Genomic DNA, 14010 nt, shown 5'->3' with positions numbered 1-14010 from the left:
CATGTGATTCAAGCTAATAACATCACCATGCAATTTGGCGCTAAGCCTTTGTTTGAAAATATATCAGTTAAATTTGGCGAAGGTAACCGCTATGGTTTAATTGGTGCTAATGGCTGTGGTAAATCTACATTCATGAAAATTTTAAGTGGTGAATTAGAGCCATCATCAGGCAATGTAAGCACAGATCCTAATGAAAGAGTTGCAAAACTAAATCAGGATCAATTCGCTTATGAAGAATATAGTGTAATTGATACTGTGATCATGGGTCATAAAGAGCTTTGGGAAATAAAACAAGAGCGTGATCGTATCTATTCTTTACCAGAAATGAGTGAAGAAGACGGTATGAAAGTAGCTGACCTTGAAACCGAATTTGCTGAAATGGATGGCTATTCTGCAGAATCAAAAGCTGCTGAATTATTATCTGGTGTTGGTATTCCTGAATCAATGCATTACGGCTTAATGTCTGAAGTGGCTCCTGGTCGTAAACTTCGAGTGCTATTAACACAAGTTCTGTTCTCTGATCCTGATATTATGTTACTGGATGAGCCAACAAATAACTTAGATATTCACTCTATCAGTTGGTTAGAAGAAGTTTTAAAACAACGTAACTGTACTATGATTATCATCTCGCATGATCGCCATTTCCTAAACTCAGTTTGTACACATATGGCTGATATAGATTACGGTGAGTTACGTTTATTTCCTGGTAACTACGATGAGTACATGTTTGCAGCTAACCAAGCTCGTGAGCAATTATTAGCTGATAACGCTAAAAAGAAAACACAAATTGCTGATTTACAGCAATTCGTAGCACGGTTTTCTGCAAATGCTTCAAAAGCTAAACAAGCGACATCTCGTGCTAAACAGCTAGATAAAATTGAATTAGCAGAAGTTAAAGCGTCAAGTCGTCAAAATCCTTTCTTACGTTTCGAGCAAGAAAAACCTCTATTTAGAAATGCGTTAGAGCTTGATAATCTAGCACAAGGCTATGATCAACAATTATTCTCAGGACTTGATGGCCTAGTAGAAGTGGGTGAACGTATTGCAATTATCGGTGAGAATGGGGCTGGTAAAACAACATTATTAAATACACTTGCAAGTAAAAAAGCACCGACTTCTGGTGAATTTAAATGGTCTGAAAATGCTAATATTGGCTATTACGCACAAGATCATGCAGAAGATTTTGAAAAAGACCAAAACTTATTTCAGTGGATGGAACAATGGCAGCAAGAAGGTGACGATGAACAAGTTGTTCGTGGTTACTTAGGTCGTTTATTATTCTCTCAAAATGATATTTCAAAGTCAGTAAATGTCATATCTGGTGGTGAACAAGGTCGTATGTTGTTTGGTAAGCTAATGATGCATAAACACAATATATTACTAATGGATGAGCCAACAAACCACATGGATATGGAATCTATTGAGTCTTTAAACACTGCACTTGAAAAATATGAAGGCACATTATTTTTTGTAAGTCATGACAGAATATTTGTATCATCACTTGCAACGCGTATTTGGGAAATCAAAGACGGAAAGATTATTGACTTTAGAGGCAACTATGAAGAGTACTTAGCTTCACAAGGCCTTGAAGGTTAATAAGTCAAATAGTGTAAATAATATTTGCACGCTGAACATCACAATGTAGTACTAAAATAGAACCATAATTTAAATAAAAGTTATATCAAATACTCACTTTTGGGTATTTGATGGTTGAGTATTTTTGAGGAGCATAGAATGACAGTAGGTATTATAATGGGGTCAAAATCAGATTGGCCAACAATGCAACATGCAGCAGATATGTTAGAAAGTTTTGGCATTGCTTACGAAACTAAAGTTGTGTCTGCTCACCGTACACCTCAATTATTATGTGATTATGCAAGTTCTGCTGCAGAACGTGGTATTAAAGTAATTATCGCGGGTGCGGGTGGTGCTGCACATTTACCAGGTATGGCTGCTGCTTTTACAAGTCTTCCAGTACTGGGTGTTCCAGTTAAATCAAAAGCGTTAAATGGTGTCGATTCACTACTATCAATCTGTCAAATGCCTAAAGGTGTTGCTGTGGGTACTTTAGCGATAGGTGATCCTGGTGCTGCAAATGCAGGTTTGCTTGCTGCTCAAATTTTAGGTTGTCAAAATCCTGAAATCTTTGAGAAAATTGAAGCTTTCCGCAAAAAACAAACTGATACTATTTTAGATAATCCAAATCCTCAAGGCGAATAGCATGAAGATACTGGTTTTAGGATCAGGCCAATTAGCTAGAATGATGAGCTTGGCAGGTGCACCACTCGATCTAAATGTAACTGCATATGATGTAGGTACAAAAAATATAATTCATCCTTTAACGGGTGAGATATATGCTCAAGATTTACAGGCAAGCATTGCTGAAGTTGACGTGATCACAGCTGAATTCGAACACATTCCTCATGACGTTTTAGAACTATGTTGCCAAAGCGGTAAGTTTTACCCAGGTAAACAAGCGATTAAAACAGGTGGCGATCGTGCGATTGAAAAAGCTTTATTAGATGAATCTAATGTACCTTGTGCACCTTATAAACTTATTACAGAAAAGTCACATTTGATTGAAGCTGTTGCTTTACTAGGCAAACCTCTAGTTATTAAAACTTGCCAGGCTGGTTATGATGGTAAAGGTCAGTGGCGATTAAAATCAGATGATCAAATCGAACAAATTTGGTCAGAAATGGCTGACTTTATTGCTACAGGCACTGACAGCTTACCTCATACAATTATTGCTGAAAAGATGATCCCATTTTGTCGTGAAGTATCGGTTATTGGTGCTCGTGACAAACAAGGTAATATGGCTATTTATCCGGTAACTGAAAATGAACATACCAATGGGGTATTAACATTATCAATTGCCAGTGAGATTTGCGAAAAAATTCAGTTGCAAGGTGAATCAGCTTTTAAAAAACTTGCAACAAAAATGGATTATGTTGGTGTTTTAGCGATAGAGTTTTTCGATGTTGATGGCACACTAATGGTTAACGAAATTGCACCTCGTGTACATAATTCAGGACATTGGACACAACAAGGGTGTGCTTCAAGTCAGTTTGAAAATCATATGCGTGCAGTTTGTGGATTGCCATTAGGTAGTGCAGAGTTATTGCGCCCTTCAGCGATGATAAATGTCTTAGGCCAATCATCTATACCAACACAAGTATTAACTACACCTGATGTATTAAGTCATTGGTATGGTAAAAGTCAAAAACCAGGTCGTAAGATGGGTCATATTAATATTTCAGCTCCGACCAATGAAGCACTAGCTCAAAAACTTGAATCATTAGCTAAAGTATTACCTGAAGAAGACTATCCTGGAATTTTAAAAGCAGCAACTTTATTAAGAAGTTAACACTACAAAAGTAAATTCCATTTAAAGACCGGAGATTTCTCCGGTTTTTTGTTTCTAAAAGATTAAATAATCCGCATTTTTAATAAACATGCAGATAAAACACCTAATTAATCACCTTAACCTGCATAATTTAACGATGAAAGTATATTTTTGTGAGCAAATTGAAAAATGTTCATATTATTTCCTATCAACACAGTGTTATAGTATTTGACCAAGTCATTAACAAATATTTTAAGATGAAAAATAACAAAACGATAGTCGTAAAACTAGGTACAAGTGTTTTAACGGGCAATGGCTATCATCTAGATACGCGTCATATGGTAGAACTGGTAAGACAGTGTGCTTTAATGATGGAACAAGGACATAAAATAATATTAGTCTCCAGTGGCGCAATAGCTGCTGGTAGATCACAGCTAGTAAACCACAAATCAGATTTAGAATATGATAAAGACGTGCTAGCAGCTGTAGGGCAAAGTAACCTCATACAAACATGGCAAACCTTATTTAATCTTTATAATATCCCCGTAGGGCAAATGCTACTAACTCGCGCAGATTTAGAAGATAGGGAAAGATATTTGCGCGCTAAACATACCTTAAACTCTCTTATAAATCATAACATTTTACCGATAGTGAATGAAAATGACGCTGTATGTATTGAAGAAATCAAAGTGGGTGATAACGATAACTTATCAGCTTTGACAGCTATTTTAGCTAAAGCTGACGAACTGTATTTACTCACAGATCAATCAGGCTTATTCTCATGTGATCCAAGAAAAAATAAAGATGCTGAATTAATTTCTACAGTTAGTAAAATCGATAACAAGTTAAAATCTATTGCAGGTGGCAGTGGCAGTGATGTTGGTACTGGAGGTATGGCGACTAAATTACAAGCTGCAGAAATCGCTACACGCTCAGGTGTTGAAGTAATTATAGCCAAAGGTAGAGAGCCTAATATTATTACAGATTTAGTGAATGAAAAAACTGTTGGCACACGTTTTAAAGTGATGGATGACATTGTTGAAGGACGTAAACAATGGATTTTGGCCGGTCCAACTGCTTTAGGTAGTGTAATTGTTGATGATGGTGCTCAAAATGCGCTTTTAAATAAAGGATCAAGCCTATTAGCTAAAGGAGTATTGAGTATTAAAGGCGAATTTAATTCTTCATCTTTAATTGAAATTAAAAATTTGAATGATAAAACTATTGCTAAAGGTATCACAAGCTATAATTCAGTTGAACTTCAAAAAATCAAAGGCTTGCATTCAGAAGATATAAAAAAAGAGCTGGGTTTTATAAACGGAACAACCATCATTCATAGAGATGACCTTGTAGTCATTGAAAATTAAAGTTTTAAATAGAATCACTCAACGGGAATGAATAATGTTAACAAATATCGCTGAAGCTGCAAAACTGGCAAGTTTTGATTTATTACAGGCTTCAACTATTCAAAAAAATGCTGCTTTGACAGCAATCAAAAATCATATTTTAGATAATAAAGAAACAATATTATCTTCAAATGAATTAGATATGAATGCAGGAAGAACTAATGGTTTAAATGAATCTTTATTAGATAGGTTATTACTCACATCTGAGCGCTTAGATGCAATTTGTGCTGATATAGACACTGTTATAAACCTTGATGACCCTGTCGGTGCTGAATTTGATGGTAAACAACTTGAAAATGGATTATTTCTTAAAAAACGTACGGTACCTTTAGGTGTAATTGGTGTTATTTATGAAGCGCGACCCAATGTGACAATAGATATTGCAAGCCTTACTTTAAAGACAGGGAATGCATGTATTTTACGTGGTGGTAAAGAGACGCTTAATTCAAATATCACTTTAATAAAAATTATAAAACAAGCACTTGTATCAGTTGGTTTTAATGAAAATTGTGTACAATTAATTGAAGATCCCGATCGCGCGCTGATACTTGAACTACTTAAAATGGACAAGTACATCGATATGATCATTCCACGTGGTGGTCAAAAATTACAACAAGTATGTACTGAAAACAGCACAATTCCAGTGATCACTGGCGGTATTGGTATATGCCATCTATTTGTTGATTCTGATGTCGATCAATCTAAAGCGTTAGCTGTTATTGAAAATGCAAAAATACAACGACCAAGTGTATGTAATGCTTTGGATACACTATTAGTACATAAAGAAGTTGCACACACTTTTATCCCTAAATTAGTTGCTAGCCTTGGAAAAAAGGATGTGTTCTTAAAAGGGTGCCCAGAAAGCATTACTATTGATAAGCGTATTGCTCCGATTGAGATTGATGGTTACGATACTGAATGGTTGAGTCTTACTCTAGGTATAAAAGTGGTTGATAGCGTACAAGACGCTATTTTACATATTAGAGCACATTCAACAGCGCACTCTGACGGTATATTAACGAAAAATATAAAAAATGCAGATTTATTTGTAATGGCTGTTAATTCTGCAGCTGTTTATGTTAATGCCAGTACACGTTTTAGTGATGGCTCTCAATTTGGCCTAGGAGCTGAAGTTGCGGTTTCTACACAAAAATTACATGCGAGGGGTCCAATGGGCTTAGGTGCACTCACGACATACAAATGGATTGGTCAAGGTGATAATCTTATACGCAGTTAGTCATTACAATTGAGAAATGATTAGTGATATCATTTCGAAAAGAATATTGATATAAAGGTAGTGAAAACTGCCTTTTTTATTACCTAAAATTAAACTGATTAGTGATGCCTGAAAAGAAAAAAATTCACAACTTTTATATTAATGAAGAACAATCCATATATTTGTTGTCTCATACGGACGCAAAAAAACATAAACAATGGTTAAAAATTTGTATTAAACAGCTTGAACTACTCGGTTATAAAGATGTAGAAGAAATAGGCTTTGGTGCTTTTGGTTTTGTATTCTCAGGCACTGATGTTCATGTCACCCCCCCAAGCCAATGGGTATTTAAGTTCTCACGTATTACCCTAGCACAAAGTGTTAGAGATAAACTTGAAGATGAAGCTTATATGTTATCTCAAGTTGATAACCCTTTAGTTCCAAAATTTTATGCATTTGAGAGAATAAAGAAGCAAGGCATACTTATGATGGCAAGGGCTCCTGGTATTAATTTAGAACAGGTTTCACTTAATAAAGGCAAATTATCAGCACGATTTATAACCGATCTTGCACTTAAATTAAGAAATGTATTAGTTGATTTAAGAGAGAATAAGCAAGGTATGACGCTTAGTCCAATAGTTCACGGAGATGTCAAACCGTCTAACTTAGTATGGTTAGAGCAATCTGACCAATTGTCTTTAGTTGATTGGGGCTCCTCTGTTTTTGCACAACAAGATAGCTATGGTAATGGTGTTGCGTCAAATATTATGGACTTAATGTCATCTGATACACAGCATTCAAATGCAAGAATGGGAGATGTTTATTTTATTGGTGATGAACAAATGGAGGGCGCTAAATCATCGCCAAGGTTTGATGAACAAGGTGTTGCTTCAACACTTTATGCCTTAGCATCAGCGCAATCTTGTCGATTTGGTGCACAAGTGATCCCAGCATCCAGTTTAGGTTTACCGGTTGAACTAGCCAAAGTAATTGATGGTATGTTGTCAAAAGACAAAGTAATACGCGATAAAGCTGGTGATTACTTTATGAAAAACATGCCAAATATGGCAAAAGCCTACCTGCCAGAAATAGCACAAAAAGAAACTAAGTCATTTATACCTTTTTGGCACAACGAATTAAAAGACTTACCTGACACAGTTGTGTATAGCTCGCGTAAATCTTTTTTAAGGATTGCTGATAAAAAACAGGCTTTATTAGATGTTAATGATGCCCAGTTAGACAGGTATTATAGAGAATTTTTACTTGATACGGGCGATACCGAAAAAGCTTTCCTAGCTTCAATTAGTAGATTAGCAAAGTTTCCTGTTGTAGGGGGATTGAGTTTTCATTGGAAAGAAAAACAGTTGTTTATTGAATCTAGCTTAATTTTACATCAAAAAAATCTAGAGCATTCATTTTCTTCAGCGATTAATAACACAGTTAAACTTGCACAGGGGATACAGCAACAAGGTCTATTTAAATGTTGTTTATTTGATGCAAGAAAAACAATACAAATAGAAAAAAATGTCAAAGGAAATTTTATATTTGATGAAATTCCGCAATTAGAATATCAAGTAATGAGTTCTGTGGCTTTAAACGAATTAAATAGGCCACATTCGTATTTTGAGGATGGTAATGACCCTGATGAGCAATTAAAACTGCCGAAAGAAGTATTAAAATGTGTGTTTGCATTAAACCAAATACATCATACAGGTTGTATTATATTTGAATCACTTCCTGATCGATTAAAAGTACATCACTATTACAGGTTATTAGATCCAGACAAAGAAACACAATTTTCAAACCTATTACAAAAGATCATGCAAAATATTGTAAAAATAAAATCAGTCGGCGTAGCTGGATTTATGAAATTACCATATAAAAATACACGTGAATTTGATTTATGTGACCAACAACCTGAGAGTTTCTTTCCAAGAAATCCAAAGAAAATAAATTGAACTTTTTGAAATATTTGTAGAAGCAAGCACTTACAAAAATTGTCAAAAAAACTTATTAAATTTGTAAAAAAGATCATTGATCTTACCTTATATATATGTTTTTCTAGTAGTCAGACACAATGATAATCTTAATTATTAAATAATTATTTAAAAATAAAATACTTTAATAATCAAAGTGTTATTTATTATTGTTCTTTTTATAAAGTTTATTTGTTGAAATTAACGTATTTATTAACTATTTGTTAAACAGTGGTGTGTTAAACATCACACATATCAATAATAAGGTGAGGACGTTACCTATGAAGAGACAGAAACGAGATCGTCTTGAGAGAGCACATACTCAAGGCTTTAAAGCGGGTTTAGCTGGACGATCGAAAGAAATGTGTCCGTATCAAAGTTTAGACCCAAGATCTCAGTGGCTCGGGGGTTGGCGAGAAGCCATAGAAAGTCGCAATATGTTTAAAGTATAAATTTATTAAAGTTTTAAACAAAAAAGAATTGGAGAAAATGTCCCGAAAGGGACATTTTTGATTTGAATAAAATATTTAACGAAGTCAATAAAACAAGAAGTCAATCATTACCCTAAATGTGTAAACAGATTTCAGAACAAGACATTAGACATAAAAAAGCCGCTCACTTAATGTGAACGGCTTTTTTGTGTTTATATATTTTAACTCAAGCTTAGAAACTAGTTGTATCTTGGAATAAACCTACTTTTAAATCTTTCGCTTCATAAATTACACGTCCGTCAACTGAAACAGTACCGTCAGCTAGGCCCATAAATAATTTACGTTTGATTACACGCTTCATATCTAAACGGTAAGTCACTTTTTTGTTAGTCGGTAAGATCTGGCCTGTGAATTTAACTTCGCCAACACCTAAAGCACGACCAGAACCTGGACCACCAGACCATCCTAAGAAGAAACCAACTAATTGCCACATTGCATCAAGGCCTAAACAACCAGGCATTACAGGGTCGCCTTTAAAGTGACAATCAAAGAACCATAGAGAAGGGTCGATATCAAGCTCAGCAATGATTACACCTTTACCGTGTTCGCCACCATCATCATTGATTTCGATGATACGGTCCATCATTAGCATATTATCACTTGGTAAACGGCAGTTACCTTCACCAAATAATTCACCATTACCACATTGGATCAGTTCTTCTTTTGTATAACTATTTTGTTGTTCCATTGTCTACTTCTTTCACTTGTTCAATAAAATTGCCGCTACTTTAGCGAACAGTTGTAAGCTTAACAACTCCGAACAGTTGTTTTTTGATAAAAAAAGCATAAAAAGGGGAGTTTTTGCTGTATTTATCACCCTTGTAACAATTATAATGATGCCTGAATAATTTTCATTTAAATAATTAAGCTAATAGGCAATCCATGATCCTTTTTGTAAACGACCTTACTGTTATTGATTTTTCTTATCTTTGTGATCAAAGAGGTGCAGTAGGTGAAAGTTGGATCGTCGATATGACACTTCATGGTGATTTAAATGACGAGTCCATGGTATTAGATTTTGGATTAGTTAAAAAACAAATCAAAACAATCATTGATGATACATTAGATCATAAACTTGCATTAACCAATAAAACAATAGTGAAAACTTTAGAGTCAAATACACAAACAAATGTAAGTTTTAAATACTCTGACCATAAAACTATTAACATCAGTGCACCTTCACAAGCTTTCTGTTCACTAGACAGCGAACATATAGATGAGAAAGTAGTATCAAAGTTTTTGATAGATCAAATAATGCCTAAAATGCCAAGTAATATTAAAAAAATTGAACTTGATCTTAGAGCTGAACACATAAATGGTTTTTATTATCATTATAGCCATGGCCTTAAAAAGCATGATGGTAACTGCCAGCGTATCGTTCATGGTCATAGATCAACAATTGGCATTTTTGAAAATGATATAAAAAGTGTTCGTCTTCAAAAAGAATGGGCCCTTAGATGGGAAGATATTTATTTAGGAAGTAAAGAAGATTTAATTGCTGCGGAATCACTTAAGTTTATAAAACCTGTTGAGGACGCTCTTAATTTTGCTTACGTTGCACCACAAGGTTATTTTGAATTAAGTATCAGTCAGTCTGATTGTGAGATTTTACCTGTAGATACAACTGTTGAGTGCATCGCTCAATACATCGCTAACGAACTTAAAATAAGTAATCAAGCCTCTGACTTTAAAGTTGTGGCATATGAAGGTGTAGGCAAAGGCGCAATTGCATACGCATAATTTTTAATATTAGATATGCCAAAGGTAATAGATAACATGCTCAAAAAAACATTACTATCAATTGCGATTTTAATAAACTTTCCTGTTAGTGCACTTGAACTCAAAGGTAATTTAATTCAAGGTGGTATGGTGACAGGTTCACTTCCTGATGCACAGTCGGTAAAGCTTAATGACACTGAGCTTAAACTGTCAAAAAAAGGTTTATTTGTATTTGGTTTTGGTCGTGATGCAAAATTAAACCATAGGCTTACCTGGAAAGATTCAGATGGCTCAGAGCATAACCAATCATTTATTATCACAAAACGCGATTATAAAATTGATAAAATAGAGGGGGTGGCAAAAAAATATGTCTCTCCACCTAAATCAGTATTAGCAAGAACAAAAAAAGAAGCACAAGCAGTAAGAAAAGCCAGAAATGTTTTATCTAATAGATTAGATTTTCTTAAACCTGTTTACAGACCGGCTTCAGGTAGGATCTCTGGCGTTTATGGTAGTCAAAGATACTTTAATGGCACACCTAAAAGACCTCATTTTGGTTTAGATATTGCCAACAAAACTGGCACGCAAGTTTATTCTCCTTTACCTGGAAAAGTCGTTTTTGCGAATTCTGATTTATATTATTCTGGTGGTACTTTGATCATAGATCATGGTTTTGGTATCACTTCAACTTATATTCATCTAAGTGAAGTGACTGCAAAATTAGGTCAAGAAATTAACACCGGAGATAAAATCGCAAAAATAGGTGCAACAGGGCGTGTTACTGGACCACATTTAGATTGGCGTTTAAACTGGAAGCAAGTCCGTTTAGATCCTGAGCTTGTTATGAGTCACGTGTCTGCCAGTAAATTTACAAATAAATAATATTAATAATTTGTTTTTGAAACAACTCAAAATGTGCATTCTGCTAAAATTACATTATATAAATTAAAAGTATTATTTGAACTTAATGAACAAACAGCAAATTATTGATCAGCGTATACAAGATTCCATTACTAAAATTACTAAAACAGTTTTTCCAAGTAGAACAAATCATCACAATACATTATTTGGTGGCGATGCCTTAGCTTGGATGGATGAAGTTGCTTTTATTTGTGCAACACGATTTTGCCGTAAACCATTAGTAACCATATCTTCAGATCGTGTTGACTTTAAAGAAGCAATTCCTGCAGGGACATTTGCTGAATTAGTTGCAACTGTTGCACACGTTGGTAATACAAGTTTGAAAGTTGATATACAAATATTCTTAGAAACGATGCATAAAGATGATAAACATTTAGCAATAACCGGCTCTTTTACATTTGTAGCAGTTAATGATGAGCATAAACCAACACCCGTTGTATGCGATTATATGTTAAATGGATTTAATGACTAGATATCATGCTTAAATTGTTCTAGTGTAAATACACTAGAACAATAATAAGGCAAAAATATGAAAAACCTCAATCAATGGTTTGATTTATATGGTCAAAGCCATCAAAACAATACCAATATCATAATTCACAAAATCGCAGTTCCCATTATCTATTTAAGCGTTATAGGATTCATTTACTCAATACCATCACTTATCGGCACTATTATATTAAGCGTTTGTATAGTGGGTGCAATGACATTTTACTTTACACTAAATAAATTATTAGGCTTATATATGTGTTTTTATACAGGGATCTCTTTGGTTATCATACAGTTTATGACTCCCTATGTATTTGAAATATCTGCTGGTTTATTCATCATAGCTTGGATATTTCAATTTGTGGGCCATAAAATTGAAGGTAAAAAACCTTCGTTTATAGATGATTTAAGCTTTTTGCTAATTGGGCCTGCTTGGGTGTTTAAAGACCTCTTTAAATTAAGCAATCAAAATTAATTCTTAGTTATTATTTTTACCAAATGTTTAGCATATTTTTGATTATCAATAGTTAAAGGTATTTGTTTATACCGAGTATCAATATATAAATTTATAAATTGATTAATATATTTTGATTTAATCTCAAACTTGTTAACCAATAATAATAAATAAGCTTGCGGAGTTACACCAGATCCTAAAGGGATCTGGTTTTTCTCACCCCATAGTTTTAAATCATTAAATTCACGTTCTAAGGGTTTATTAAATTTTTCTCTTTTTGTCCAAATCATAAAAGCATAAATAGAAATCAAAATTGAAGCCAATCCAGATAAAATACTTGCCGCAATTTTTAATGATAGATTAGATTCAAAAATACTTTCTAATAATCCTTTTTGTTCTTGTGAATTAAAACCTAATATCCAGTTTGTCCACATAAAATCTATTGAATCTAAATTAAGCCTAACCCAATTTAACATAGGGAAGTTTTGTAGACTTAACAAACCAAAATCTAAGTTACGTAAAAACTCTTCTTTATTTGCTTCACTTTGAGATAAAGATCCATAGAGTCTATCAGGGGATACAACAGATGTTGCATCAAATCGCGTCCAGCCCTTATTTTCTAACCATACTTCGGTCCAAGCATGGGCATCATATTGAAAAACACTTAAATAATTTTTATCCGTTGATAGTTCTCCACCAAGATAGCCCGATACTACACGAGCTGGTATACCGACACTTCTAAACATAAAAGCAGATACACTGGCATAATGACCGCAAAACCCTTTTTTTGACTCAAGAAGAAATTGGTCTAATTTATTAGTGCCATAAAGTGCAGGGGGCTCTAAGGTATATACAAATTTTTGATTGATAAAATATTGATACAGGTTATTAAAAAACATTTCATCCGTGTCAGATATCTGCTGAATCTCTTTAGCGATTAAAATGCTTCTTGGATTAGAACCAGATATTAAACTCAAATTAATATTACGATCATAAGAGCTAAGTTTTTGAATGTTGTTTAAATTGAAACTTGAAACATTATATTTAAAAGTTTGCGATAAGTTTTTATTCCGTGCTAATAAACCTGCATATTTATTTTCAACAAATTGTGTATTACTTCGGGAATAATCTAATGCATATAGCCAATGCAAACCTGATTTTTCAGCAATAATCTCATATTTATATTCTGAATCCGAATTAGTAATGTTATTTCTATTTTTCGTTTTTGCTCTATGTGTAATCTTCCATGTTTGCTCCGAAAACTCTTCATGTACCATGGAGCGCCAATAGTAAGGTGCAGAAGGTTTTTTATCTTTAAAATTAGCTCTAAAAACCAGTTCACTAGAATTGGAAAGTTTTGAAATACTAAAGGGGTCAATATTTTCATTTAATCCGGTTTTTGCAATCCCTGGCCCTGGTAAACTCCAAAACGAAGGTAATCTTGGTAATAATATAAACAATAAAAATGCAATTGGTAAACTCATTAATAAAGATTTACTTGCTAGACTTAAGGCGTTTTTTAATTTTTGATTAGGTCTAATGATTAAATTTAACGTTGCTATATTTGCTATGAAAAAGATAAAAGTTAATAAGCTTGTATATAAAGATTGTTGATATAAATAGACACTCGCAATTAAAAATAACTGGATTAAACAAACTGTTTTAAAATGGAATAAAGTTGTTGAAATTAATTGTTTCAATACAGTAGACAATAACAACATAGCCACAAATAAATTAACCGTATCGCTAAAACCTATATCTATAAATAAACCTGCAGAAGTCAACATTGCTAAAATATTTCCGGCGATAACGCCTGGTTTTTTAACTTGATTAAGTGCGATCGCTAACGACCAAAGCGCTAATAACAAAACAACAGAAATAAATGTCAGAGATATAAATTCAGATAGTAAAAAAACAATTATGATAAGTGTAATAGACTGTAATAATTCTATTTTTTTGTAATTAATTGATGAAAAGGAGATGTTCAATTTA

General features: G+C 33.7%; 13 protein-coding genes. 11 read left to right on the top strand and 2 right to left on the bottom strand.

Annotated features, from left to right (window positions below; translation table 11 throughout):
* Positions 1-3 precede the first annotated feature (3 nt).
* From KO527_RS03305 to rmf, 7 genes are all read left to right on the top strand, one after another.
* Positions 4-1596 (top strand): ABC-F family ATPase, encoded by a 1593-nt coding sequence (locus tag KO527_RS03305; RefSeq protein ID WP_216038959.1) that lies wholly within the window; start codon positions 4-6, stop codon positions 1594-1596.
* Between the two features lie 138 nt (positions 1597-1734).
* Positions 1735-2220 (top strand): 5-(carboxyamino)imidazole ribonucleotide mutase, encoded by a 486-nt coding sequence (purE, locus tag KO527_RS03300; RefSeq protein WP_042144325.1) that lies wholly within the window; start codon positions 1735-1737, stop codon positions 2218-2220.
* A 1-nt stretch (position 2221) separates the two neighbouring features.
* Positions 2222-3367, top strand: coding sequence for a 5-(carboxyamino)imidazole ribonucleotide synthase (locus KO527_RS03295; RefSeq protein ID WP_216038958.1), 1146 nt, complete (start codon positions 2222-2224; stop codon positions 3365-3367).
* 236 nt (positions 3368-3603) lie between these two features.
* A complete protein-coding gene (proB, locus tag KO527_RS03290; RefSeq protein WP_216038957.1) occupies positions 3604-4713 on the top strand; it encodes a glutamate 5-kinase in 1110 nt (369 codons plus the stop codon).
* Positions 4714-4747: 34 nt separating this feature from the next.
* Complete coding sequence (locus tag KO527_RS03285) at positions 4748-5989, top strand: glutamate-5-semialdehyde dehydrogenase (RefSeq protein ID WP_216038956.1); 1242 nt, start codon at positions 4748-4750, stop codon at positions 5987-5989.
* A 104-nt stretch (positions 5990-6093) separates the two neighbouring features.
* Positions 6094-7926 carry a serine/threonine protein kinase gene (locus tag KO527_RS03280; RefSeq protein ID WP_216038955.1) on the top strand — a complete coding sequence of 611 codons (1833 nt, stop codon included), beginning with the start codon at positions 6094-6096 and terminating at the stop codon, positions 7924-7926.
* 299 nt (positions 7927-8225) lie between these two features.
* The gene (gene rmf / locus KO527_RS03275) at positions 8226-8396 is read left to right on the top strand and encodes a ribosome modulation factor (RefSeq protein WP_042144332.1); all 171 of its coding nucleotides are present in this window, start codon (positions 8226-8228) and stop codon (positions 8394-8396) included.
* A 211-nt stretch (positions 8397-8607) separates the two neighbouring features.
* On the opposite strand, the gene fabA is transcribed toward rmf, so the two are convergent.
* Positions 8608-9123: a bifunctional 3-hydroxydecanoyl-ACP dehydratase/trans-2-decenoyl-ACP isomerase gene (gene fabA, locus KO527_RS03270; RefSeq protein ID WP_216038954.1), complete on the bottom strand. Its 516-nt coding sequence runs from the start codon at positions 9121-9123 to the stop codon at positions 8608-8610.
* 194 nt (positions 9124-9317) lie between these two features.
* Here fabA and KO527_RS03265 point away from each other — a divergent pair, with 194 nt between their 5' ends.
* The 4 genes from KO527_RS03265 to KO527_RS03250 all read left to right on the top strand — a co-directional run bounded on the left by KO527_RS03265 (position 9318) and on the right by KO527_RS03250 (position 12039).
* Positions 9318-10175: a 6-carboxytetrahydropterin synthase gene (locus KO527_RS03265; protein WP_216038953.1), complete on the top strand. Its 858-nt coding sequence runs from the start codon at positions 9318-9320 to the stop codon at positions 10173-10175.
* 36 nt (positions 10176-10211) lie between these two features.
* Positions 10212-11036, top strand: a complete 825-nt coding sequence (locus tag KO527_RS03260; RefSeq protein ID WP_216038952.1) for a M23 family metallopeptidase — start codon at positions 10212-10214, stop codon at positions 11034-11036.
* 76 nt (positions 11037-11112) lie between these two features.
* Positions 11113-11547, top strand: a complete 435-nt coding sequence (locus tag KO527_RS03255) for an acyl-CoA thioesterase (protein WP_216038951.1) — start codon at positions 11113-11115, stop codon at positions 11545-11547.
* A 57-nt stretch (positions 11548-11604) separates the two neighbouring features.
* Positions 11605-12039, top strand: a complete 435-nt coding sequence (locus KO527_RS03250) for an Mpo1-like protein (RefSeq protein WP_216038950.1) — start codon at positions 11605-11607, stop codon at positions 12037-12039.
* Here KO527_RS03250 and KO527_RS03245 read toward each other — a convergent pair.
* A complete protein-coding gene (locus KO527_RS03245) occupies positions 12036-14006 on the bottom strand; it encodes a DUF3488 and transglutaminase-like domain-containing protein (protein ID WP_216038949.1) in 1971 nt (656 codons plus the stop codon). The genes KO527_RS03250 and KO527_RS03245 overlap by 4 nt on opposite strands.
* Positions 14007-14010 lie beyond the last annotated feature (4 nt).

The organism is Pseudoalteromonas sp. C2R02, assembly GCF_018860845.1.
Taxonomy (GTDB): Bacteria; Pseudomonadota; Gammaproteobacteria; order Enterobacterales; family Alteromonadaceae; genus Pseudoalteromonas.
This window is presented reverse-complemented; position numbering and strand designations above follow the sequence as displayed.